Source organism: Noviherbaspirillum sp. (genome assembly GCF_035627455.1).
Classification (GTDB): Bacteria; Pseudomonadota; Gammaproteobacteria; order Burkholderiales; family Burkholderiaceae_D; genus Noviherbaspirillum.
Map to the genome: position 1 here is coordinate 23,509 of NZ_DASPLS010000022.1, position 23,080 is coordinate 46,588.

The window sequence follows — 23,080 nt, forward strand, 5'->3', positions numbered from 1 at the left end:
CAGGCGGCGCATCAGCTTTCCACTTCGCGGTTTTCATCGACCAGGCCGTGCCTGATCGCATAGCGGATCAGGTCGGCATTGTTCGAGAAGTTCATCTTCTGCATGATGCGGGTCTTGTGCGTGCTGATGGTCTTGACGCTCAGGTTCAGCGTGTCGCCGACCGCGGTGACCCCCATTCCGGATGCGATCATCTGGAACACCTGGTACTCGCGGTCCGTCAACAGGGTATGCGGCGCCTCTTCCCGGTTGCTGGTCAGCCCGAGCGCGAGGCTTTCGGCGACCGCCGGGCTGATGAAGAGGCCGCCGGACGCGACCTTGCGAATCGCCCTGACCAGGTCGGCCGACGCGCTGTCCTTGCACAGGTAGCCGGCGGCGCCCGCCTTGAGCGAACGCACCGCGTACTGGTCTTCCTTCTGCATGCTCAGCACCAGCACGGGCAGCTTCGGCTGTTCCGTCTTGATCTGCTTAAGCAGGTCGATGCCGCTCTTACCGGGCATGGCCATGTCGAGCACGACGACATCGAAGTGTTCCGACCGGATCCGGGACAGCGCGTCGAAGCCGTTGTCGGCTTCTCCCGTCACGCGCATGTCGCTGCATTCGGAAAGGATCTGCTTCAATCCGTCGCGCAGGATGGTGTGGTCGTCGGCTATCAGGATCTTGATCATCTTGTTTCCTTGGATGTGCCGCGCACGGGGATGCTGGCCTCGACGCGGGTGCCGTTGCCCGGATTGCTGGAGATGTCGAGCATCCCGCCCAGGAGCTTCATGCGCTCATTCATGCCGAGCAGTCCGTACGTCTTCTTCCTGCCCGGACAAGGTTCAGGGAGGCCGCAGCCGTTGTCCTTGACGATCAGCAGGATCTCATTGTCGAGCTCTTGCAGTCGTATCGTCACCTCGGTCGCGCCGGAGTGGCGGGCGACGTTGGTGAGCGACTCCTGGAGGACGCGGAACAGCGCGGTGGCGGCCTGGTCGTCGAGGTCGAAATGGTCGCGGTTCATCGCGAGGTCGCAGCGGATCCCGGTCTGCTCGGCAAACTTCGCGGCATGGTGCTCGATGGCGGCGGCCAGTCCCAGGTCGTCGAGCATGCCCGGGCGCAGGTCTTCCGAAATGCGGCGGATCGCGTCGACGGTACGGTTCAGCAGCGCCGCCATCGCGGCAAGCTTGTCGCTGATCTTTTGATCCCGCGCCGGCAGCTTCTCGTCCAGCCAGTTCAGGTCGATCCTGAGCGCGGTGAGTGCCTGGCCCAGCTCGTCATGCAGTTCGCGGGCGATGCGCGTGCGCTCTTCTTCCCGGACCTGCTGCAGGAAGGCCGACAGTTCCTGCAGCTGGCGCTGCGACTCTTCGAGGTCGCGTTGCGCCTGCCGCCGCTGCTCCCGCAGCGCCGCCTCTTCGATTTCCCGCATGATCGCCGGCGCGAGCCGGGCCAGGTTGTCCTTCATCACGTAGTCGTTGGCGCCGGCCTTCATCAGGGCGACCGCTTCCATCTCGCCGATGAATCCGGAAACGACGATCAGGGGGATGTCGCGCCCGCTCTCGCGGAGCAGGCCGAGCACGCCGTAGGCATCGAACGACGGCAGGTTGAAATCGGTGACCACGGCATCGCAGCGCCCGGTCGCGAGCGCTTCCTGTATCGCGGCAGCGGTCTCGACCCGGGTGTAGCGCAGTTCGAGCCCGGCCGCTTCCAGTTCCGCGCGCAGCAGGTCGGCGTCGTCGGCATTGTCCTCGACGTGCAGCAGGTGCAGGGTAGGGGGTGGCATCAGTTCCAGATCGGTGGAGGTTCGTTCAGCACCAGCCAGTACATGCCGAGCTGGCGTACCGCATCAATGAATTCCTTGAATTCGACCGGCTTGCGGATATAGCTGTTGCATCCCAGCTGGTAGCTGGCGATCAGGTCGCTTTCTTCCTTCGACGTGGTCAGCATGACGACCGGCAGGATGCGCGTGCGCGGATGCTCGCGAACGCGCTTGAGCACCTCCAGGCCGTCGACTTTCGGCAACTTCAGATCGAGCAGCATCAGGTTCGGCAGCTCGTGCCGCGGATCGAACAGGTAGTCGATCGCCTCCTGCCCGTCACGCGCGACCACGACTTCGTTCAGCAGCCGGCTCTCCTCGAACGCCAGCCGCGTGAGTTCCTCGTCGTCCGGGTTGTCCTCGACCAGCAGGATCACCATCTTCTTGTTCATTGCACCGCTTCTCCCGTCTGCGTGTCGCAGCAAAAATAGAACGTCGCCCCTTCGCCTTCCCGGCCCTCGGCCCAGACCCGCCCGCCGTGGCGCTGGATGATGCGCTGTACGGTGGCCAGGCCGATGCCGGAACCCTCGAACTCGCTGGCCGCATGCAGGCGCTGGAAGGGGCCGAACAGCTTGTGCGCATACGCCATGCTGAAGCCGGCGCCGTTGTCGCGCACGAAGATTGCGCACATGCCGTCGCGGTCGGCGCGGCCGACCTCGATGCGCGCATCGGCGGTCTTGCCGGTGAATTTCCACGCATTGCCGAGCAGGTTTTCGAGCACGATGCGGATCAGCTTCGGGTCGGCGTCGACCGCCATGCCGTCGGCGACGCGGGTTTCGACCCGGCGCTCCGGCGAAGCCTGCTTCAGTTCGTCGAGCACGGCGCGGGCCAGCGCGCTGATGTCGACCTGCTGGCGGCTGACTTCCTTGCGGCTCAGTTGTGCCAGCAGGAGCATGTCGTCGATCAACTCGCCCATGCGCTGGCTGGCCCGGCGCACCCGCGCCAGGTAGTCGCGGCCCTTGTCGTCCAGGTGTTCCATGTAATTCTTGTGCAGGATCTGGCTGAAGCCGTCGATGGCGCGCAGCGGCGCGCGCAGGTCGTGCGAGACGGAATAGCTGAACGCTTCCAGCTCCTTGTTCGCCAGTTCCAGCTGCACGGTGCGCTGCGCGACGCGCTGTTCGAGGGATTGGTTGAGCTCGCGCAGCGCTTCTTCGGCCAGCTTTCGTTCCCCGATCTCGACATGCATCTTGCGGAACGGCTCGCGCACGCAGGCCACGAACGCGGCGCGGTAAAGAAACAGGTAGGCGACGATCTTGAACACATGTCCAAGCAGGTTGAACACGTCGTTCACCCCGGTGTAGGAAGTGAAGCACAAGCCGCTCAGGATGCTGATGACGGCGACAGCGAACAGGCTGCCGGCGTCAAAAGCAGGGTCGGCGCGCCGCGCGCTGCGATGGAAGAGCAGGGCGGCGGCGCCGAGCACCAGGATGGTGGCGTATTCGGCCAGGATCTTGGCGTCGGTCAGGCCGGCGCCGTCGACAAAGAATACCGGCCAGGCGTCGGGGTGGAACAGGCCGGCCCAGTAGACGAAGGCGGTGAGCGCGAGGCTGCCGGCAAGGAGAATGTAGCGGCGCCGGCTGTCCGAAAGCGGGCGCCATGGGCGCAGCGCGACCGCGAGCAGCGCGCCGGCGGCGACGGCGCGCTCCGCCAGCCAGAACGAGATCGCCTTCTGCGGGCTTGCCGGCGTGATGAAGTCCGGCATTCCCTTGTAGGACAGCAGGTGCGCGAAGTCGATCAGGCCGACGGCGAGGAAAGCGCAGCCGAGGAAGACCATGTTGCCCGACCGTTCGCGGCTGTACGCATTCCATACCACGCCGAACATCAGCAGCGCGACGGCGGTGGAAAACATCTCCACGAAGTTATGCAGCCAAAGCGGCATCACATGCACGCCCTGCAGGAGCTGAAACGTCGGGGAGAAACGCGCAGCAAGGAACGCGAGGGTGAGCAGCCCCAGAAGCTGCTGTAAGCGGTGCAGCGGGTAGGTCCTTACCGCGTATCCCTGAGGCATTGAGTTGGCTCGCTTGGATGATCAGTTAATAACCATAATTACTTTATGGTAATGATATTGCCAATCTGAAATCTTGTCCAAGCCAACATATTCCCTTTCCCGCTCGCTTGCCGGCCGTAGGACTCCTCCTACCGCCGTTACATGTCTTCCCACCGCAACTTAAGGAAGCGCCGATTTCCGCAAAAGTTTCCCGAATGCATGATTTCGCATGCCGAGGAATTCGGACGGACGCGGGCCTCTTGTCGCTGTTCAGACCATGGCCGGAAAGACGGAGGCCCGCCGCCCTCAACCACCTAGCAGGGATAGCAACCATGCGCATGAACATGCCCGTTACCAATGTCGAGTATCCGCTTCGGGACGGTGAGTCGATCGTGTCGAAAACCGACCTCAAGGGCAGGATCACCTACGTCAACCCCTATTTCGTCGAAGTGAGCGGCTTCGGTGAAGACGAGCTGCTGGGCGCGCCGCAAAACATCGTGCGCCACCCCGACATGCCGCCGGAGGCATTCGCGGACATGTGGAACAACCTCAAGCGCGGCAGGCAATGGACCGGACTGGTGAAGAACCGGCGCAAGAACGGCGACCACTACTGGGTGTACGCAAACGTCACGCCGGTGAAAGAGAACGGCAAGACGGTAGCCTACATGTCGGTGCGGACAAAGCCGACGCGCGCGCAGGTCGAGGCGGCCGATGCGGCCTATCGCCGCCTCAGGCAGGGACAGGCACAAGGACTGGCCGTGCGCCGCGGCGAAATCGTGAAAACCGGACTGGGAGGATGGGGCGAGCGCCTTCGCAACATGCCGATCCGGATGCGCGCGGGTGTGCTGCTTGGCCTGCCCATGCTGTTGTTCATCGCGCTCGGGGCGGCATCGACCTGGCCCGGCATGCAGGGCGGCTGGGGCGCGCCGGCAGCGGCGGCGGGCGCCGGCACGCTGGCGTGGCTGTGGTTCACGCTCCGTCAAACCGTTTTCCAGCCTTTGCGTGAGGCCACCGTGGTCGCAAGTGCGATTGCCGGCGGCGACCTCACCAGCACGTTCGCAGCGCGGCGCCATGACGAGATCGGGGAACTCCTGCGCGCGCTGCAGCAAATGAACGTCAACCTCGTCGCCGTCATCGGCGACGTACGGCGCAACGTCGACTCCATCCGCAGCGAAACGCACGCGCTGGCCGAGGGCAATGTGGATTTGGCGGCCCGCACCGAAACCCAGGCATCCAGCCTGGAAGAAACTGCGGCGAGCCTGGAAGAATTCGCCAGCACCGTCAAGCAGAACGCCGGCAGCGCCGAGCAGGCCGACCGGCTTGCCACCTCGGCGTCGTCCGTCGCCGAGGCAGGCAAGGATGCCGTCAACCGGGTAGGCACGACGATGGCGGAAATCAGCCGGGTGTCGAGCGAGATCGCCAATATCCTCGGACTGATCGACGGCATCGCATTCCAGACCAACATCCTCGCACTCAATGCCGCCGTGGAAGCCGCGCGGGCAGGAGAGCAGGGCAAGGGATTTGCGGTGGTCGCGGCGGAAGTGCGCGCGCTGGCCGAAAAGTCGGGCACCGCGGCCAGGCAGATCCGCGCGCTGATCACGAGCTCGGCGGAAAAGATCGATGCCGGGGAACAACTCGTCGCCGAAGCGGGGGGCACGATGCAGCGCATCCTCGAATCGGTTAAAGACGTCAGCCGCATCATGGGCGAAATCAAGGTGGCCAGCAGCGAGCAAAGCCAGGGCGTGAGCCAGGTGAACCAGGCGGTGGCGCACCTGGACGAGATGACCCAGCGCAATGCCGCGATGGTGCAGGACGCGGCATCGGCCGCCGCCGGGCTCGAGCAGCAGGCATCGAAGCTCGCGCAAGCCATTTCCGTCTTCAAGCTGCCTTCGGCGACGCGCCAGGTCCGCGGGCCTGCGCGAAATTAGCAACCAAAAGGGAAAACCGATGAATGAGGAGAATTCGATGACATCCAGCCCGAACGGCGCCCGTTCCGAAGTGTTGACTTTCCGGCTCGGGAAAGAGGAATACGGGATCGACATCCTGAAGGTGCAGGAAATACGCGGGTATGAAGCGACCACGGCGATCGCGAACGCGCCGGATTTCCTGAAGGGCGTGATCAACCTGCGCGGCGAGATCGTGCCGATCATCGACATGCGCATCCGCTTCCGGCTCAGCGCGCCCAGCTACGACCAGTTCACCGTCGTCATCATCCTGCGCGTGCAGGACACGGTGGTCGGCATCGTCGTCGATGCGGTGTCCGATGTCGTCGCGCTCGCCGGCGACCAGGTCAAGCCGGCGCCGGAGATGACGTCGGCCATCCATGCGGACTACATCTGCGGCCTCGGGACGGTCGGCGAACGCATGCTCATCCTCGTCGACATCGACAAGCTTCTCGCCAGCGAGCTTGGCCTCGCAAAAAAACTCGCGGCGTAATCCATCAAGGGGAATCACCATGTTCAAGAATCTCGCGATCAAACACAAGCTGTTCACACTTGTCACCGTGCTGCTGCTGGCCATGGGCGTGCTGGGCATGACCGGCTATGTCGGCATATACAAGGTAGGCAACGACATGGAAGAGGTCGGCCGGGTCCGCCTGCCGTCGGTGAACGGCTTGCTGACACTGAGCGAAGCCCAGACGGCGTTGAAGGCGGCCAACCTGACCGCCGCGATCTACGAAAACAATTACAGCGCGCAGAAGCAGTTTGCCGAGGTGATCGAACTGCGCAGGAAGGCGTGGGCCAATGCCGATGCGGGCTGGCGGCAATACGAACCGCTGCCGCAGACGGATGAGGAGGCAGTGCTGTGGAAGCAGTTCGTGGCGGAATGGGAAGCGTGGAAGCGCGCCGATGCCGACATCGCTGCGACCATCGAGGCACTCGCGCGGAGCACCAGCGAGCAGGCGCAGAAAGAGCTGTTTTCCAGGTTCTTTGCCCAATACGACACCTCGGTGCCGCTCTTTTCGAAATCCGAAGAGACGCTCAACAAGATCGTCCAGTTGAATCAGGAGGTCGCCGAAAAGAGCGTGGAGAACGGCGTGCGCACCGTGTCGCAGGCCGGGCTGGTGATGCTGGTCGTCGCGATCGCCGCCGTGGTCGCCGCGGTCGCAGTTGCAACCTATGTCACCGCGAGCATCACGCGTCCGATCGACGCCGCGGTCAAAGTGGCGCAAACGGTAGCGTCCGGTGACCTGACCAGCCGCATCGAGGTAACGACGACCGAGGAAACCGGCCAGCTGCTCAAGGCGCTGAAGGACATGAATGACAACCTGGTCAAGATCGTCGGCGACGTGCGCGCCGGCACCGAAACCATCGCCACCGCCTCGTCGCAGATCGCCGTCGGCAACACCGACCTGTCATCGCGCACCGAAGAGCAGGCCAGCTCGCTGGAAGAGACCGCGTCGTCGATGGAGGAGCTGACCACCACCGTGAAACAGAACGCCGACAATGCTCGCCAGGCCAATGCGCTCGCGGTATCCGCGTCCGAGGTCGCCAGCAGGGGCGGCACCGTCGTAGGCGAGGTGGTCGCGACGATGGGGGCGATCAACGAATCGTCGAAGAAGATCGCAGACATCATCACCGTCATCGACGGCATTGCATTCCAGACCAACATCCTGGCGCTGAATGCCGCGGTGGAAGCGGCACGCGCGGGCGAGCAGGGCAGGGGCTTTGCGGTGGTGGCGTCGGAAGTGCGCAACCTGGCGCAGCGCTCTGCCGCGGCCGCGAAGGAAATCAAGGCGCTGATCGTCGACTCGGTCGAGAAGGTGGAGACCGGCGGCAAGCTGGTGGACCAGGCCGGCGCGACGATGAACGACATCGTCGACAGCATCGGGCGGGTGACCGACATCATGGCCGAGATCCAGGCCGCGAGCCAGGAGCAGAGCGCCGGCATCGACCAGATCAACCAGGCGATTTCGCAAATGGACCAGGTAACCCAGCAGAACGCCGCACTGGTCGAGGAGGCGGCCGCCGCTTCCGAATCCTTGCAGGACCAGGCTGCCCGGCTGGCGCGCACGGTCAGCGTGTTCAAGCTGTCGGCGCCGGCGGCGAGCGATCCGGCGCCGCAACCGGCCCGCGTCCCGGATGCCCGTTTCGCGCCGGCCGTCACCAGGCAACCCGTGCGCGCGCTGGAACGGCGCCGCCTGGCACTGGCAACGCAGGCAGCCGGCGAGGATTGGGGCGAGTTCTGATGCACCTGTCCCGTCCCGGCATCGATTGCCGGGACGGGGCCGGAAGCGCGCGCCGCGGCGCATATGCCGGATGAAGACGCATCCGGGTACAGCCCCTCGATCCGCTGGCGGCCTTCATGGCCGCCTCCCGCCCGCTTTGATGAAGCGCGCGCCACCAAGCGACGCGTCGCTGCCCTCCGTGCTTCCCCTCCGGCGCAACTCGCCCCAACCGTCAAACACCAGCCTCTATCGCCGCCGGGCAGCGCTTGAGCCCCGGGATTTTCAAGAACGAGCTGTCGCGCACGCAGAGAGCGGGCAAGCCGCTATCCGTGCTGCTTCCGAATGCGAACATCGATGCTCGTTGCAGAACGGATCAGATGCATGATAGCGGGTTATCCCCTGGCTGCTCTTCGGTGAAGTCTCGTTTACGGTAAGCATAGGCGTGACCGCCGTGCCGGAACAGACGACTGATCTGAAAGACAGATTCAATCGGGCTAACGCCGCTCTTTATCAGGCACAATTGCGGAGCCGGATCTGTACCGTTGCAGCCTTAAAACTGATTTTCCCGATCGGGGCGGCTGCCGCCGCTGCGGTGCTCCGGGAGACCGACAACAACGACAAACAACTACATAGAGGTGCTGATGAAACATGTTCGTGCATTCGCGATGCTGCTGGGCTTCTTCTCCACGGCAGCGTTCGCGTCGGAGACCGTTAATTTCCCGTCCGCCGGCGGCGGAACCACGGTCGAGGCCGTTCTCACAAGGCCTGCGGTAACCGGAAAGGCGCCCGCCGTTGTCCTGCTACATCATGGCGGCGGGTTCCAGAAGACCCAGACAAACCAGTATGCGAACGCGCTTAGCGAACGAGGTTTCGTCACTCTCGAGGTTGTCATGTTCTACTACGCGTCCGGCGCTGCCCAGCGCCCCTCTGTCTACGTGCCCCATGTGTACGGCGCCCTCAAGTACTTGTCGGGTTTGCCGGACGTCGACAATAAACGCATCGCCGTCATGGGCGGCAGCTACGGCGGATTGGTCGCGCTGCTGTCGGCCACGGAATGGGCTGAGCAGGCATTCGGCGGGGGGCAGCATTTTGCGGCAGCGGCCCCGATGTACCCGGTCTGCTATTTCGTCTCCCATTTCAACGCCCAGAAACCGTCGACTCCGGGCATCCCGAGCACCGTTTACGAGAGGTATGGCAGCGCCCCGATCAGGATCTACGCAGGTGCAAATGATGATTATGACGATCGCGATCCGAAGGCCTGTGACACGATGGTCAAGAGCTTGCCCGTCGATCAACAAGCGAAATTTTCGGTCAAGGTGTTCGACAATGCGACCCACGGCTGGGACCAGGTAAGCAGCGAATTCTATGCCAAACCAGCATGCAAGGGCCGGGGCTGCATAAACCGTAACGTCGCGAGCGGGGAAACGACTGCGGCGGGTATAGAGGACCTGATCCGCTTCTTGAACGACGCGATGCCGAAGTAAATTCCACATCATCAACGGGCGGCGGCGTCTGCACTTTTCGCCGACGACGCTCGATGCGTGCGTCGAGCGCTGGCCCGGTGTCATCGGAACATGCCAGGCGTTCGGCCTAAAGGACGCCCGCTTGATCTGGAATATGGGTTTCCTTACTTCGCGCAGGCATCGGAACTTGCCTGGGATAAACTAATCCAAACAGGGAAATATTTTCAGGAACAAGTTCCGGACTGGTAGAGCGTCCACGCCCCGAACTGCATACGGCAATCCCCATCATGAAAAACCTCCTCTTCGCCGCGATGCTGCTGCTCGCGCAGACCGTCACCGCGCCCGCATACGCCCATGGCGGCCTCGAGGAGGTGCCCGCGGCCGCCGGGAAGCAGCACGCGCCTGCAAAGGGCGCAGCGCCCGCCCAAGCTCCCGCCGCAGCCACGGACGACCCGCACCACGGGCACGGCAATCCTGCAAGCGCGGACCCGGACGCGCAGTCGGCCCACGCCGGCCATGCCGCTCCGGCCGACGACGCCACCGATTCAGGAGCCGAAGCGCATGAAGAAATGACCATGCTCCACCCCGGCCTGCCGGGAGAGTGGATCCTGCCCGCGGCGCTGGCGATGCTGGCGATCGCGCTGTGGAGCCTGTGCGCGAAGCTGCCTTCCGAGAAGGAACCGCGCACCGCCAACCTTGCGACCCTGCCATTGGTCGGCCCGTTCGTGCGCTTCCTCAACCGCAGTCCCTATCCGCTGCTGGCGATCAAGATCGTGTCGGTGGCGGTCTTCATCATGGTGGTCGTCGCCGGCCTGTTCGGCACCGTCTACCCCGAGCACAACCTCGCGACCGCGCTGGTATGGAACCTGTGGTGGCCGCTGGTAGTGGTATCGGTGTTCTTCCTCGGCACCGCCTGGTGCGCGATCTGCCCGTGGAATACCTTGTCGAACTGGCTGATCCGCCGCAAGCTGTGGAAGCGCGCGAACCCGCATCCGGGCCGCAACGGCAAGGTGCCGCGCTGGCTGCAGAACGTGTGGCTCGCGCTGCTGATGTTCATCGGCCTGACCTGGCTGGAGACCGGCATCGGCGTCACCTCCAAGCCGTTCGCGACCGCGCTGATGGCGTTGGTGATGCTCGGGCTGTCGCTGCTGTTCCAGTGGCTGTTCGAGCGCAAGGCCTTCTGCCGTTATGTGTGCCCGGTGGGCCGCACCCTCGGCTACTATGCGCGCCTGGCGCCGGTCGCGGTACGGCCGGTCGACCAGAAGACCTGCGATTCCTGCAAAACGCTGGAGTGCTACAACGGCTCGAAGGAAATCGATCCCTGCCCGACGCACCTGGTGGTCGGACGCTTCTCGCAGAACACCAACTGCCTGTCCTGCGGCAGCTGCATGCAGAGCTGCCCGCACCAGAACGTGTCGTGGCAGCTGCGCCCGATGGGCAGCGAGGCGAAGGACCAGGCGCGGCCGCAGTGGGACGGTGCATGGTTCATGCTGCTGCTGCTCGGGATCACCATCTTCCACGGTCTGACCATGATGCCGTTCTGGCGCGACTGGATCGTCGCCGTCGCGGGCTTCATCGGCGAGAGCGGGGCGCCGTACATGAGCTTCACGCTGGCGATGCTCGGCAGTTTCGCGGCAGTGGGCGTGGTGTATGCGGCGCTGGTCGGCGTGAGCTGGCTCGCTGCGCGGCGTGCGACGTCCTACCGCGGCTTGTTTACCGCGTTTTCCTTTTCCGCGCTGCCGCTGGCCTTCGTCTACCACCTCGCGCACAACCTCGACCATATCTCGCGCGAGAGCGCTGACCTGTTCGCGCTGCTGCTCAATCCGCTTGGCATCGGGCTGGGGCCGGTGTCGTCGATGGACAAGCACAACCAGATGATGAGCCCGATCTTCCCCGACGAATTGATGTACACGCTGCAGGCCGGCCTGATGGTGCTCGGTTTCTGGCTGGCAGTGCAGATCGTGCGCAACCGCGGCCGCGGCCAGCTGGCCGGCAGCCGCGGCGCGGTCGCATTGCGCCTGCTGCCGGTGCTGGCTTTCGTCGGCGCGATCACCGCGTTCAACCTGTGGCTGATGGCGCAGGGGATGGAGATGCGGTTTTAATGCCGCCGGTCTGCACGCCCTGCTGTCCTTGACGGTTGTTCTTCCGTCTTTACAAGTCAGGACGGCGCCGACAGCCGCGCGTGCCGCAACGGACTAAGGATATGAGCAATTCGCATTTGTCGTAGCGACAACCCGGCCCCTATAATCGCAAGGTCGTTTCCCGCCGCGCGGTGCAACGCCGCGCGGCCCTTGCAAATCAACCATCCCAGGGCCCATAACAATGAAACTCGAAACCCTTGCCGTCCATGCCGGCTATTCCCCGGACCCGACCACCAAGGCGGTCGCCGTCCCGGTCTACCAGACCGTGGCTTATTCCTTCGACAATGCGCAGCACGGCGCCGACCTGTTCGACCTGAAGGTCGCGGGCAACATCTACACCCGCATCATGAACCCGACCCAGGACGTGCTGGAAAAGCGCATCGCCGCGCTCGAAGGCGGCGTCGGCGCGCTCGCGCTGGCATCCGGCATGGCCGCGATCACCTATGCGATCCAGACCATCGCCGAGGCCGGCGACAACATCGTGTCCGCTTCCACCCTGTATGGAGGCACCTACAACCTGTTCGCGCACACCTTCCCGCAGATCGGCATCGAGGTGCGCTTCGCCGATCCGCGCAAGCCGGAAACCTTCGCGCCGCTGATCGACGGCCGCACCAAGGCAATCTTCTGCGAATCGATCGGCAACCCGCTCGGTAACGTCACCGACTTCGCGAAGCTGGCCGATATCGCGCACGCGCACGGCATCCCGCTGATCGTCGACAACACCGTGCCCAGCCCCTACCTGTGCCGCCCGTTCGAGCACGGCGCCGACATCGTGGTGCATTCGCTGACCAAGTACCTCGGCGGCCATGGCAACAGCGTCGGCGGCGCGATCGTCGACAGCGGCAAGTTCCCCTGGGCCGAGCACAAGGAACGCTTCAAGCGCCTGAACGAGCCTGACGTGTCCTACCACGGCGTGGTTTATACCGAAGCGCTCGGCGCCGCCGCCTACATCGGCCGCGCGCGCGTGGTCCCGCTGCGCAACATGGGCGCGGCGATCGCGCCGATGAATGCCTTCCTGATCCTGCAGGGCATCGAGACGCTGGCGCTGCGCATGGAACGCATCTGCGACAACGCGCAGCGCATCGCGCAATACCTCTCCCGCCATCCGAAGATTGCCTGGGTCAACTATGCCGGCCTGGAAGACCATGCCGACTATCCGCTGGTGAAGAAGTACCTGGGCGGCCGCGCTTCCGGCATCCTGTCCTTCGGGCTGAAGACCGCGGACAAGGCCGACCCGCGCGCTGCCGGCGCGCGCGTGCTCGACGCGCTGCAGCTGTTCACCCGCCTGGTCAACATCGGCGACGCCAAGTCGCTGGCCACGCATCCGGCATCCACCACGCACCGCCAGCTCAATCCGGAAGAACTGGCGAAGGCCGGCGTGTCGGAAGACATGCTGCGGCTGTCGGTCGGCATCGAGCATGTGGATGACCTGATCGAAGACCTCGACCGCGCGCTCGCGGCGGCCTGAGGCCGGCCGGGGCTTGCCCCGGCTTAACATCGGGTGGTGACCCTGTTATGATGAAATCGCACGCGGCGGCCTGCGCCGCCGCGTGCGCACAAGCACACAAGCACGGCCCGCGGTCGACGCCAGGCGGGGCCATATCAAAATAACAGGAAAACCATCATGAATCTCGAAGAAGCACTCGCGAAGGAAGGAGAACTGCGGACCCGGATGCTTGCGGCGATCGCCAGCCAGCATCAGCTCGACCCGAAGTCGGCAGGCAAGCTGGACGGCTGCATGCTGGGCGACTGGCTGCACGGCGAGGGCGAGCGCAAGTTCCCGTTTGTGAAGAGCTTCCAGCCCGCGGTCGACGCGCATGCGGCCTTCCATGCGGAAGTGGAAAAGGTGGTGCGCCAGATCAACCTCGGCGAATACGACCAGGCCAAGGCGATGCTGGGCAACGGCACCCCTTGCACCCGCGCCTTTGTCAACATGGTGGCGGCCGTGCGGCAGTTGAAGGCGGACGCAAGGCTGTAACCGGATCGTGCGCGGCGCACTGCGCGCCGCCGCCAGCCGCACTGCGCCGTCGAATCGAACCGCCGCGCCCTGGTGTTCAGGCCACCGGAATGCCGGTCGGCCGGCCACAGCGCCGCCTCTCGTTTCCGCTGCAAAATCTCAGATCGCCAGGCCGTCCCAGAGCGTAAAGTCGCCGTTCCGGGGAAACGGAACGGCGCGGCAGCGCTGCCGGGCATTTACGCGATGCTGCCCAGGGCGCGCACCTATCCGGCGAAGGTGGAAGCCTTCCTGCGCTTCATGGAGGAAAAGATGCGCGCGGCGGCAACAGCATGCTGCCGCTCCGCCACGCGCCGGTACCGCCTCAGGCCTGCATCCCGCCCAGGCACAGATACTTGATCTGCAGGTACTCGTCGATGCCGTAGCGCGATCCTTCGCGGCCGACGCCGGATTCCTTCATGCCGCCGAACGGCGCGACCTCGTTCGAGATCATGCCTTCGTTGATGCCGACCATGCCGTATTCGAGCTGCTCGGCGACGCGCCAGACGCGGCCGATGTCGCGCGAATAGAAGTAGGCGGCCAGCCCGTAGCGGGTGTTGTTGGCCAGCGCCACCGCTTCCTCGTCAGTCTTGAACCGGAAGAGCGGCGCGACCGGTCCGAAGATCTCTTCCTGCGCGATCATCATCGCCGGCGTGACATCCGTGAGCACCGTCGGCGTGAAGAAGTTGCCGCCGAGGGCATGCGGCTTGCCGCCGGCGATTGCGTGCGCGCCCTTGGATAGCGCATCCTCCACCAGGCGCTCCACCTTGCCGGCTGCCGCGTCGTTGATCAGCGGGCCGATCTGCACGCCGTCTTCCATGCCGTCGCCGACCTTCAGTTCGCGAACTGCCTGCGCCAGCTTTTCCGCGAACAGGTCGTAGATGCCGTCCTGCACGATCAGCCGGTTGGCGCAGACGCAGGTCTGGCCGGCGTTGCGGTACTTGGATGCCATTGCGCCGCGCACCGCTGCATCGACGTCGGCATCGTCGAACACGATGAAGGGCGCATTGCCGCCGAGCTCCAGCGACACTTTTTTCACCGTTTCCGCGCACTGTGCCATCAGGCGCTTGCCGACCGGGGTGGAACCGGTGAAGCTGAGCTTGCGTACCGTCGGGTTGCCGGTCAGTTCCGTGCCGACTTCTGCCGGACGAGCCGTAGTCACGACGTTGAGCACACCCTGCGGGATGCCGGCGCGCTCGCCGAGTTCGGCCAGCGCCAGCGCACACAGCGGCGTCGCCTCCGCCGGCTTGACCACCGAAGTGCAGCCGGCGGCGAGCGCCGGGCCGACCTTGCGGGTGATCATCGCGATCGGGAAGTTCCACGGCGTGATCGCCGCGGTGACCCCGACCGGCTGTTTGATCACCACCAGCCGCTTGTCGCCGGCCGGGGACGGAATCACGTCACCGTACACGCGCTTGCCTTCCTCGGCAAACCATTCGATGAAGGACGCGCCGTACGCGACTTCACCGCGCGCTTCGGCCAGCGGCTTGCCCTGTTCCAGCGTCATCAGGCGCGCCAGGTCTTCCTGGCTGGCGAGGATGAGATCGAACCAGCGGCGCAGGATGGCGGCGCGCTCCTTCGCAGTCTTCGCGCGCCAGGCCGGCAGCGCAGCATCCGCCGCGGCAATCGCACGCCGGGTTTCTGCGGCCCCCATGTCAGGCACCAGCGCAATCACCTTGCCATTGGCCGGGTTACGGATTTCATGGGTGGCGCCGGCATCGGCGTTGCACCAGGCGCCGTCGATGTAGGCTTGCCGGCGCAGTAGGGTAGGGTCGTTGAGTTGGATGGTCATTGTTGTCTTTCCCTGTCGTTCAGGACCGTAGCGCAGCTTGAGCGTGGCGAATCCGGCGCTACAGTCCCGTGGCTTTTTCAATACACTGCCCGGTACATCGCCAGCGCGTCCTCGTATGTCACCTCGCGAGGATTGTTCACCAGCAGCCGCTGCACGTTCATCGCATCCTTCGCCAGCATTTCGAGGTCGCCTTCGGGTACGCCGGCGCTCTTGAGGTCCTGCTCGAAAGGCATTTCCGCCACTAGCGCACGCATCGCGCCGATGAAGGCGCCGGCGGCTTCGTCGTCGTCCGAGAAATGCTGACCAGGCAGGATCGCGCGCGCCAGCTCGCCGTACAGCTTCGCCGCGGCCGGGTGATTGAACTCCAGCACCGGCAGCAGCACCAGCGCATTGGTCAGCCCGTGCGGCAGGTGGTAGTGGCCGCCCAGCGGATAGGCCAGCGCATGCACCGCCCCCACGGGGGCGTTCGCGAACGCCATGCCGGCAAACAGCGAGCCGAGCAGCATCGCTTCGCGCGCGCGGGCATCGTTGCCGTCGCGGATCACAATGCGGATGTTGTCGTACAACATCGTCAGCGCGCGCAGCGCAAGCGCATCCGACAGCGGATTCTTCTTGTGACGCGTGGTGTAGGCCTCGATCGCGTGCACCATTGCGTCGACGCCGGTCATCGCGGTCACACGCGGCGGCAGGCCGAGCGTGAGCAGGCTGTCGAGCAGCGCCACGTCCGGATACAGCAGCGGCGAGACGACGCCCTTCTTTTCATTCGACGGCGTGGTCAGGATCGAGATTGCGGTGACTTCCGAGCCGGTGCCGGCGGTGGTCGGCACCTGGATCAGCGGCAGGCGCGGACCGCGCGCAAGGCCCACGCCGTAGATTCCGGGCAGCGCCTGCGGCGTCTTCGCCAGCAGCGCGACCAGCTTGGCGGTATCCATCGAACTGCCGCCGCCGAAGCCGGCGACGCCGTCGACGCCGGCCGCGATCGCCTGCTCCACCGCCGCCTGCACGCTGGCTTCCGGCGGATCGGCCTGCACGTCGGCAAACACGGTGGCGCGGATGCCGGCGGCGTCCAGGCTGGCGAGCGCGCCCGTGAGCAGGCCGGCGTCCAGCAGGAAGCGGTCGGTGACAAGGTAGAGGTGGCTGATGCCGAGCTGCTGCGCGAGTTCGCCGAGGCCGTTTGCCGCGCCCTGTGCGCACACGATCTTCGGCGCGGTTTCGAAAATGAACTGGGACATGTAAACCCTTTCTTTCGGTTAGCCGGCAGTGACCACGCCGCGCTCGATGCGGAACACGCGGTCGACCAGGTCGGCGGAATGCGAGTCGTCGGACTCGGACAGGATGATGGACATGCCCTGGTCGCGCAGAGAGCCGATCACCTCGGTCAGGCGGCGCGACAGCACCGGCGCCACGCCCTCGAACGGCTCGTCGAGCAGCAGCAGCGTGCGGCCCGGCATCAGCGCGCGCGCCAGCGCCACCAGCTTTTGCTGGCCGCCGGACAGCTGCAGCGCGCGGCGCTCGCGGAAGCCCGCCACCTCCGGCATCAGGGTGTAAATCCAGTCCAGGCGCTGCTGCCAGTCGCGGATGCCGATCGACCATACCGGCAGCAGGATGTTTTCCTCGACGGTGAGCGACGGGATCAGGCGGCGGTCTTCCGGCATGTAGCTGATGCCGCGCGGCGCGCGGCCGTGCGGCGCGATGTCCGACAGGTTCTCGCCGTTGACGGTGATGGACTTCGAGCCGGCCGGCATCAGACCCATGATGGAGCGCATCAGCGTGGTCTTGCCGGCGCCGTTGCGGCCGATCAGGCCGGCCATGCATCCCTTGGGCACCTCGAGCGACACATCGCGCAGGATCGGGATGCGGTCGATGGAGACGTTCAGGTTCTTGATCGAAAGCAGGGAAGCGCTCATGCTGCGGCTCCTTCAAGGATTTCTGAGGGGACGATGTGATGGCCGATGACCAGTTCCTGCACGCGCTCGTCGGACAGCACCTTCATCGGCGTGCCGTCGGCGATGATTTCGCCGCTGTAGAACGCCAGGATGCGCGACACGTAGCGGGCGACGATGTCCATGTCGTGTTCGACGAAGAGCACCGTGGTGCCGTGATGCTTCACCGCCGCCATCACGGTATCCATCAGCGGGAACTTTTCTTCCACGGACACGCCGGAGGTCGGCTCGTCCAGCAGCAGCATGCGCGGGTTGCTGACCAGCGCCATCGCGATGTCGATCAGCTTGCGCGCGCCCTGCGGCACGGCGGACACCAGCGCATCCTTGTAATGGGCGACGCCGAACTCGTCGAGGATTTCGAGAGCGCGCTTGCGGCGGGACGGATTGTCGAAGCCGGCGAAGAAGGATGGACGCGGGCTTTCGGCGGCAATCAGCGCGACCATCACGTTTTCCAGCACCGACAGCTGCGGGAACAGCTGCGCCACCTGGAAGGAACGGGCCATGCCCATGCGCGTGATCGCACGCGGTTCGCGGCCGACGATGTGCTGGCCCTCGAACAGGATCTTGCCGCCGGACGGCGGCAGGTAGCCGGTCACCATGTTGATGAAGGTGGTCTTGCCGGCGCCGTTGGAGCCGATCACGCCCACCACTTCACCCTTGTCGATGCGGACGTTGATGTCCTTGGCAGCGACCACCGCGCCGAAGGTGCGCTGCAGGCCGATGGTTTCGAGAATGGCGCTCATGCTGTGGCCTCCGGGGTGACGGCCGGGCTGGCGGCCGGGTTGTTGTCCGCTGCGTGCGTGGCGCCGTGCTTCTTGCGGCTGACCAGGCTCCACAGGCCCTTGGGCAGGAAGATGATAAGCACCAGCAGCACTACGCCGAGCGTGAGCTGCCAGGTATGCGGCGCTTCCTGGATGGCGAAGGTGCGCACCGCGGCGAACACGATGGCTGCCACGAACGCGGCCGCGACGTGGCCGGTGCCGCCGAGGATCGCGATGAACACGAATTCGCCCGATGTGGTCCAGAACGCCATGTCCGGATCGATGTGGCCGGTCGCCAGCGCGGTCAGGCCGCCGCCGAGCGCGGACACCGCCGCCGCCGCCAGGTAGTTGGCGTAGATGACGGCGCGTGGCGACACGCCGAGGTATTCGACGCGGATTTCGTTTTCGCGGATTGCTTCCGTGACGAGGCCGAGGCCGGAGTTCATCAGGCGATGGAATATCACCGCTGCCGCGCCGCTGACGGCGACCGTCAGCAGGAACACGCCGCGCTTGGCCGCCTCGGGCGACGGCTCCCAGCCGAAGTAGGTTGGCGTCGAGACATTGAAGCCGTCCGTCGAGCCCAGCGCGGAGGACTTCACCAGCACGCCGAACAGGATCATCGACAAGGCCATGGTGAGCATCGCGAAGAAGATGTCGCGGTAGCGGGCGAGCAGCAGGCCGCACACCCCGGCCACCAGCACGGCCACGCCGGCGCCGATGGCCAGCAGCGCGAACGCGTCGCGGATGCCGAGGTATTGCGCGCCGAGGCCGGCGGCGTAGCCGCCGACGCAGTAGAACAGCGCCTGGCCGAAGGTGACCAGGCCGACGCGCATCTGCACGACGACGCCGACCACGACCAGCGCCTTGGCAAAGGCCAGCGTGAGCAGGAAGGAGAGCCAGTCCGGCGACAGCCAGCCGGCGGCGGCGACGGCCAGCGCCGCCGCGACGAGAGCAAGTTCGGTACGCATTTTCAGATCTTTCTTGCGAGAATCTGCCCGAACAGCCCCTGCGGGCGGACGGCCAGGACGAGGAACATGACGCCGTAGATCACGAACAGCTCGATCTCCGGCGCGACGTGGACGGCAAAGGAGCGGGTCAGGCCGACCAGCAGCGCGCCGACGGCGGCGCCACCGATGCTGCCGAGGCCGCCGACCACGACCACGGCGAAGGCCAGCACGATCACCTCGACGCCGATGCCCGGGGTCACCGAGATCGCCGGTGCGGTCAGCGCGCCGGCGAGCGCGCCGAGCACCGCGCCGATCACGAAGGTGACGGCGAACATCACATTGACATTCACGCCCATCGCCATCGCGATTTCGCGGTCGTGGATCACGGCGCGCAACAGGCGGCCCTTGTTGGTGCGGTTGAGCGCATACCAGGCAGCCAGGCCGACCAGCAGCGACACCGCTACCAGCGCGAGGTCATAGTTGGCGAAGCTCAGCACGCCGCCGACCGCGGTCTGGCCGAGCAGGCGGTAGGGCTGGAAGGCAAAATACGGGTCGACGCCCCAGATCAGCTTGGTGGTGTCTTCGAGGATGAGCAGGAGCGCGTAGGTGATGATGACCATCAGGATTTCGTCGCGCCCGCGCATGAAGCGCAACAGGCCCTGTTCGAGCACGAGGCCGACGATGATGCCGGCGGCAAGCGCGCAGGCGAGCAGCAGCGCGTAGCTCCAGTAGGGCGCGCTCTGCCCGTCGCCGGAAAAATACCAGCCGACCAGCGACGCGGCGCTGTAGGCGCCGATCGCATAGAAGCTGCCGTGCGCCATGTTAAGAATGCGCATCACACCGTAGATCACGGTGAGACCCGCGGCGACGAGGAAGAGCCAGGAGGCGTAGATCATCCCGTCGATAAAAATCGCGAAGAGTGTGTTCATGGGAAATTCCGGGGGAGGTCGGGGGAAAGCTTGGCAAGGCAACCGGACAGCTCCTTCCCCCTGGCAGATCATCCAGATGATTCCGTAGGGTGCGCTCCGCTTCCGTTGCAACGGCGCGCACCCTAGGTCTTTATCTGGTAGATCTGCCGGAGGGGGAGGGAACCGGCAGGGGGTGTTACCGGCTCAGCTGCACTTCGCGCCCGGCATGCCCGACTTGATCCAGTCCACGGCGGTCGTGCCGTCCGGCGGCATCAGGCACTCGGCGGCGTAGCTCTTGACCTTGGTGACCGCGGCCTTGCCGGTCTTCGCGTCATACTGGTACTCGCCGTAGGACACGCCCTGCACCGCCTGGTGGCCGCCGGCGCTGGACATCTTGACGGTGCCGCTCGGCGCTTCGAAGGTCAGGCCTTTCAGGCCGGCGGTAATCTGTTCCGGTGCCGGCATGGCGTTCGGCTTGGCGGTCTTTTCGACCGCGGCCTTCAGCGCGAGGATGGCCTGGGTCATCTTGTAGGCCGGATAGGTCGGCGATTCCTTGAACTGCGTGGTGAAGTTCGGACGGAACCAGTCGTTCAGCGCATTCTTCGGCGCGAACTGGCCGAACGGACCGCGTCCGCCGACGATCACGCCGTTCGGGACCTGGCCCTTGAAGTGTTCGACACCGGTGTCGCCGCAGGTGAGGGCGACGGTGCGGTTGTCGAACAGGCCGCGGCCGGAGCCCTGCAGCATGAAGGCTTCCATGTCGCCGCCCCAGAAGCTGGAGTGGATCAGGTCGGGCTTGGCGACGGACAGCGCGGAGATTTCAGCGCCGTACTGGCCCTGCATCAGCTTCGGCCACTGTTCCGACACAACCTTGATTTCCGGCTTGATCTGTTTGAGCGTGAAGACGAAGTCGTTCCACGAGTCCTGGCCCCAGGAATAGTTCTGCTGGATCGAGGCAACGGTCTTGATGTCGGGGCGCGTCTCGGCGACGTAGCGTGCCAGGGCAACGTTATCGACCACCGCGTCGAGGCCGGTGCGGAAGACATACTTCGGGTTCTTGACGGTATCGAACAGGCGCGACGTGCCGCAGTCGAAGAAGATGGTCGGCGCTTTCAGCTCCTCGGCGACCGGGGCGACGGCGAGGCAGTCGCCGGACGAGATGTAGCCGATCACGGCATCGACCTTCTGGCGCTGGACCAGGTTGCGGAATTCCTCGACCTGCTTGGTGGCGCCGCCGTTTTCATCGATCAGGACGGTCTCGATTTCGAGGCCGTTGATGCCCTTCTTGTTGTAGGGAGCGGGCAATGCGCCCTTGTTCAGCGCCTCCACGGTCAGCTTGGCGGCATTCGCAGCCGGCACGCCGAACGGGCCGGCGGCGCCGCCAGACAGGAACGTGACGATACCGATGCGGAATTTGCCGTTTTCGGCGGCCTGGGCGGCCGGCGCGAAAGCTGCGGACACAGCGAGGGAAATGGCGGCAACGGCGATGCCGGTCTGACGAGTGGTGGGGCGCTGAACGCTCATGGACTGCTTCTCCTGGGTGGTGGTTGAACGAGAGGTTGAAGGCGCCGGCTGTTGCGGCGCTGTTGAATCAGTTCCTGCGGCGGGCGCAGTTCCTCGGCCGGATAGACGGTCCAGTTGCCGAGCATGACCTGCGCCGGCGCGAAGCGGCCATCCGGCACGACTTCGCCGACCGCCTGGGCCTGTTGCACCTGGTGCAGGACCGGATCGATGGTGGAGGTGTAGCCTTCCGGGTCTTCCGGCAACGGCAGCCGAAGGCCTTCGAGCGCGTGTGCCAGCTCGTCGGTGCCGGCCTTGCTGCCGGCCGTAGCGAGCGCGCGGGCGATCGCGACAATGCCGGCGTAAGCGCCTTCGGCGGCGTAGTTGGGATAGCGGCCTTCGAGCTTGTGGAAGTCGGCGACGAACTTGCGGTTGCGCGGCGTGTCGGGCCAGTTGTTGTGATGGCGCGCCGACAGGATCAGGCCGCTCGGCGCGTGCTGGCCGAGCGACAGCAGCACCTCGTAGTTGCCGCCGGTGTCGAAGTTGGCGATGCGCATCTTGGTGTGCAGCCCGTTCGACATCGCCTGCTTCAGGAAGGTGACGAAGTCGCCGCCCCACAGGCCGACCACCGCGATGTCGGCCTTGGTTGCGGCCAGCTCGTTGATGTAGGCGGAGTAGTCCGGTTCGTACAGCTTGGACCAGTATTCGCCGGCCACTTCGTAGCGCACGCCGAGACGGTCGAGGTTGCTCTTCAGGTCGTACCAGGATACGTGGCCGTAGTCGTAGTCGGAGCCGAGGAACACCAGGCGCTTCCAGCCGCTCTTCTTCTGCAGGTCGGCCAAGTAGCGGGCGCCGGCGGCCATCGACGCGTAGGTGTCGTTGGACAGGCGGAAGTAGTACGGATGGAAGTCTTCCATCGTCAGCCGCGAGGAGGCGTGGTCGGTGCCGATCAGCAGCACGCGCTGTTCCTTCGCCACCCGTGTGACCGCATGCGCGACGCCGGAACTGACGATGCCGCACAGGAAGCGCACGCCGTCGCGGCGCACGAAATCGCGTGCGATGCGCTGCGCGAAGGATGCCTTGGAGCGGTCGTCCTCGATCAGAATGCGCAGCTTCGGCGCCTGCTTCCCGAGTTCGGCCTCGATGTCGGCCAGTGCCACGCGAATGCCGCCAATGCTGTCGCGTCCGTAGCTGGCCGCGCGCCCGGTCAGCGGATACATGCAGCCGATCGTCGCATCCGCCTTGCCGGCCGGCGCGCCGAGTTCGACCCGCGCCGATGCCGCAAGCGGCAGGGCCAGCGTCAGCGCCAGCGCGCAGCACAGCCGACGGGCCCGCCGGCCCGGCCATCCGCGCTTGCGATCGAGCTGTAGTGAATGGGACATCGTCTCCTCCTGGGGCAAACAAACGAAAGGCCCTATTGTCAGTGATCGGGCGATGCAGCGGTCTCGCGTGTTTGTCCGCTGCAACAATCGCAAGCGCTGTGCCATCGCGCGCAAACCGGGCGCGAGGGCGCGCCGGCGCTGGCGCGGCGCCTCGCATGCGAGGTCGGCGCCGAACGGCTTGCCCCGCTCGCGCGAGCGGAAGGCGCTCGGCGGCGGGGCGCGGGATGAGCGGAAACCGCTCGGAAATGTGTTGGCAAGGTGTTCACAAACGGCGGCAGGCCGGTGGAAACGCGCTATCCTTGCAGC

Annotated in this window: 19 protein-coding genes; 7 read left to right on the forward strand and 12 right to left on the reverse strand. The window is 65.3% G+C overall.

Annotation, left to right across the window (positions count from 1 at the left end; all coding sequences use genetic code 11):
- Positions 1-11: 11 nt before the first annotated feature.
- From VEC01_RS04155 to VEC01_RS04170, 4 genes are read right to left on the reverse strand one after another with little or no spacing between them, the layout of a single operon-like run.
- On the reverse strand, positions 12-665 hold the full coding sequence (locus tag VEC01_RS04155; protein WP_324899049.1) for a response regulator transcription factor: 654 nt from the start codon (positions 663-665) through the stop codon (positions 12-14).
- A complete protein-coding gene (locus VEC01_RS04160) occupies positions 662-1,756 on the reverse strand; it encodes a hybrid sensor histidine kinase/response regulator (protein ID WP_324899051.1) in 1,095 nt (364 codons plus the stop codon). The genes VEC01_RS04155 and VEC01_RS04160 overlap by 4 nt, the downstream gene beginning before the upstream one ends.
- A complete protein-coding gene (locus VEC01_RS04165; RefSeq protein ID WP_324899052.1) occupies positions 1,756-2,181 on the reverse strand; it encodes a response regulator in 426 nt (141 codons plus the stop codon). The genes VEC01_RS04160 and VEC01_RS04165 overlap by 1 nt, the downstream gene beginning before the upstream one ends.
- The gene (locus tag VEC01_RS04170) at positions 2,178-3,797 is read right to left on the reverse strand and encodes an MASE3 domain-containing protein (RefSeq protein WP_324899054.1); all 1,620 of its coding nucleotides are present in this window, start codon (positions 3,795-3,797) and stop codon (positions 2,178-2,180) included. The genes VEC01_RS04165 and VEC01_RS04170 overlap by 4 nt, the downstream gene beginning before the upstream one ends.
- Positions 3,798-4,114: 317 nt before the next feature.
- Between VEC01_RS04170 and VEC01_RS04175 the strand changes: the two genes are divergently transcribed.
- The 7 genes from VEC01_RS04175 to VEC01_RS04205 all read left to right on the forward strand — a co-directional run bounded on the left by VEC01_RS04175 (position 4,115) and on the right by VEC01_RS04205 (position 13,526).
- Positions 4,115-5,704: a methyl-accepting chemotaxis protein gene (locus VEC01_RS04175; protein ID WP_324899056.1), complete on the forward strand. Its 1,590-nt coding sequence runs from the start codon at positions 4,115-4,117 to the stop codon at positions 5,702-5,704.
- A 37-nt stretch (positions 5,705-5,741) separates the two neighbouring features.
- The gene (locus tag VEC01_RS04180) at positions 5,742-6,212 is read left to right on the forward strand and encodes a chemotaxis protein CheW (protein WP_324899058.1); all 471 of its coding nucleotides are present in this window, start codon (positions 5,742-5,744) and stop codon (positions 6,210-6,212) included.
- Between the two features lie 19 nt (positions 6,213-6,231).
- Positions 6,232-7,965, forward strand: a complete 1,734-nt coding sequence (locus VEC01_RS04185; protein ID WP_324899060.1) for a methyl-accepting chemotaxis protein — start codon at positions 6,232-6,234, stop codon at positions 7,963-7,965.
- Positions 7,966-8,585: 620 nt separating this feature from the next.
- Positions 8,586-9,428: a dienelactone hydrolase family protein gene (locus VEC01_RS04190; RefSeq protein WP_324899062.1), complete on the forward strand. Its 843-nt coding sequence runs from the start codon at positions 8,586-8,588 to the stop codon at positions 9,426-9,428.
- 266 nt (positions 9,429-9,694) lie between these two features.
- Positions 9,695-11,509 (forward strand): 4Fe-4S binding protein, encoded by a 1,815-nt coding sequence (locus VEC01_RS04195; RefSeq protein ID WP_324899063.1) that lies wholly within the window; start codon positions 9,695-9,697, stop codon positions 11,507-11,509.
- A 220-nt stretch (positions 11,510-11,729) separates the two neighbouring features.
- Positions 11,730-13,016, forward strand: coding sequence for an O-acetylhomoserine aminocarboxypropyltransferase/cysteine synthase family protein (locus tag VEC01_RS04200; protein WP_324899065.1), 1,287 nt, complete (start codon positions 11,730-11,732; stop codon positions 13,014-13,016).
- A 156-nt stretch (positions 13,017-13,172) separates the two neighbouring features.
- Positions 13,173-13,526 (forward strand): CZB domain-containing protein, encoded by a 354-nt coding sequence (locus tag VEC01_RS04205; RefSeq protein ID WP_324899067.1) that lies wholly within the window; start codon positions 13,173-13,175, stop codon positions 13,524-13,526.
- A 340-nt stretch (positions 13,527-13,866) separates the two neighbouring features.
- Here VEC01_RS04205 and VEC01_RS04210 read toward each other — a convergent pair whose 3' ends face one another.
- The 8 genes from VEC01_RS04210 to VEC01_RS04245 all read right to left on the reverse strand — a co-directional run bounded on the left by VEC01_RS04210 (position 13,867) and on the right by VEC01_RS04245 (position 22,774).
- Positions 13,867-15,333 carry an NAD-dependent succinate-semialdehyde dehydrogenase gene (locus VEC01_RS04210; protein ID WP_324899069.1) on the reverse strand — a complete coding sequence of 489 codons (1,467 nt, stop codon included), beginning with the start codon at positions 15,331-15,333 and terminating at the stop codon, positions 13,867-13,869.
- A gap of 77 nt (positions 15,334-15,410) precedes the next feature.
- Complete coding sequence (locus VEC01_RS04215; protein WP_324899071.1) at positions 15,411-16,565, reverse strand: iron-containing alcohol dehydrogenase; 1,155 nt, start codon at positions 16,563-16,565, stop codon at positions 15,411-15,413.
- Between the two features lie 18 nt (positions 16,566-16,583).
- Positions 16,584-17,240, reverse strand: coding sequence for an ABC transporter ATP-binding protein (locus VEC01_RS04220; RefSeq protein ID WP_324899073.1), 657 nt, complete (start codon positions 17,238-17,240; stop codon positions 16,584-16,586).
- The gene (locus VEC01_RS04225) at positions 17,237-18,019 is read right to left on the reverse strand and encodes an ABC transporter ATP-binding protein (RefSeq protein WP_324899075.1); all 783 of its coding nucleotides are present in this window, start codon (positions 18,017-18,019) and stop codon (positions 17,237-17,239) included. Before VEC01_RS04225 ends, VEC01_RS04220 begins: the two co-directional genes overlap by 4 nt.
- Positions 18,016-19,005, reverse strand: a complete 990-nt coding sequence (locus VEC01_RS04230; RefSeq protein WP_324899077.1) for a branched-chain amino acid ABC transporter permease — start codon at positions 19,003-19,005, stop codon at positions 18,016-18,018. Before VEC01_RS04230 ends, VEC01_RS04225 begins: the two co-directional genes overlap by 4 nt.
- A gap of 2 nt (positions 19,006-19,007) precedes the next feature.
- Complete coding sequence (locus VEC01_RS04235; RefSeq protein ID WP_324899079.1) at positions 19,008-19,913, reverse strand: branched-chain amino acid ABC transporter permease; 906 nt, start codon at positions 19,911-19,913, stop codon at positions 19,008-19,010.
- A 183-nt stretch (positions 19,914-20,096) separates the two neighbouring features.
- A complete protein-coding gene (locus VEC01_RS04240; protein ID WP_324899081.1) occupies positions 20,097-21,416 on the reverse strand; it encodes an ABC transporter substrate-binding protein in 1,320 nt (439 codons plus the stop codon).
- Positions 21,413-22,774, reverse strand: coding sequence for an ABC transporter substrate-binding protein (locus VEC01_RS04245; protein ID WP_324899083.1), 1,362 nt, complete (start codon positions 22,772-22,774; stop codon positions 21,413-21,415). The genes VEC01_RS04240 and VEC01_RS04245 overlap by 4 nt, the downstream gene beginning before the upstream one ends.
- Positions 22,775-23,080: the final 306 nt, after the last annotated feature.

Bases quoted from the DNA above. Each gene is read 5' to 3' on its own strand.
- VEC01_RS04155 (WP_324899049.1), bottom strand. From the start codon at position 665: ATGATCAAGATCCTGATAGCCGACGACCACACCATCCTGCGCGACGGA.
- VEC01_RS04160 (WP_324899051.1), bottom strand. From the start codon at position 1,756: ATGCCACCCCCTACCCTGCACCTGCTGCACGTCGAGGACAATGCCGAC.
- VEC01_RS04165 (WP_324899052.1), bottom strand. From the start codon at position 2,181: ATGAACAAGAAGATGGTGATCCTGCTGGTCGAGGACAACCCGGACGAC.
- VEC01_RS04170 (WP_324899054.1), bottom strand. From the start codon at position 3,797: ATGCCTCAGGGATACGCGGTAAGGACCTACCCGCTGCACCGCTTACAG.
- VEC01_RS04175 (WP_324899056.1), top strand. From the start codon at position 4,115: ATGAACATGCCCGTTACCAATGTCGAGTATCCGCTTCGGGACGGTGAG.
- VEC01_RS04180 (WP_324899058.1), top strand. From the start codon at position 5,742: ATGACATCCAGCCCGAACGGCGCCCGTTCCGAAGTGTTGACTTTCCGG.
- VEC01_RS04185 (WP_324899060.1), top strand. From the start codon at position 6,232: ATGTTCAAGAATCTCGCGATCAAACACAAGCTGTTCACACTTGTCACC.
- VEC01_RS04190 (WP_324899062.1), top strand. From the start codon at position 8,586: ATGAAACATGTTCGTGCATTCGCGATGCTGCTGGGCTTCTTCTCCACG.
- VEC01_RS04195 (WP_324899063.1), top strand. From the start codon at position 9,695: ATGAAAAACCTCCTCTTCGCCGCGATGCTGCTGCTCGCGCAGACCGTC.
- VEC01_RS04200 (WP_324899065.1), top strand. From the start codon at position 11,730: ATGAAACTCGAAACCCTTGCCGTCCATGCCGGCTATTCCCCGGACCCG.
- VEC01_RS04205 (WP_324899067.1), top strand. From the start codon at position 13,173: ATGAATCTCGAAGAAGCACTCGCGAAGGAAGGAGAACTGCGGACCCGG.
- VEC01_RS04210 (WP_324899069.1), bottom strand. From the start codon at position 15,333: ATGACCATCCAACTCAACGACCCTACCCTACTGCGCCGGCAAGCCTAC.
- VEC01_RS04215 (WP_324899071.1), bottom strand. From the start codon at position 16,565: ATGTCCCAGTTCATTTTCGAAACCGCGCCGAAGATCGTGTGCGCACAG.
- VEC01_RS04220 (WP_324899073.1), bottom strand. From the start codon at position 17,240: ATGAGCGCTTCCCTGCTTTCGATCAAGAACCTGAACGTCTCCATCGAC.
- VEC01_RS04225 (WP_324899075.1), bottom strand. From the start codon at position 18,019: ATGAGCGCCATTCTCGAAACCATCGGCCTGCAGCGCACCTTCGGCGCG.
- VEC01_RS04230 (WP_324899077.1), bottom strand. From the start codon at position 19,005: ATGCGTACCGAACTTGCTCTCGTCGCGGCGGCGCTGGCCGTCGCCGCC.
- VEC01_RS04235 (WP_324899079.1), bottom strand. From the start codon at position 19,913: ATGAACACACTCTTCGCGATTTTTATCGACGGGATGATCTACGCCTCC.
- VEC01_RS04240 (WP_324899081.1), bottom strand. From the start codon at position 21,416: ATGAGCGTTCAGCGCCCCACCACTCGTCAGACCGGCATCGCCGTTGCC.
- VEC01_RS04245 (WP_324899083.1), bottom strand. From the start codon at position 22,774: ATGTCCCATTCACTACAGCTCGATCGCAAGCGCGGATGGCCGGGCCGG.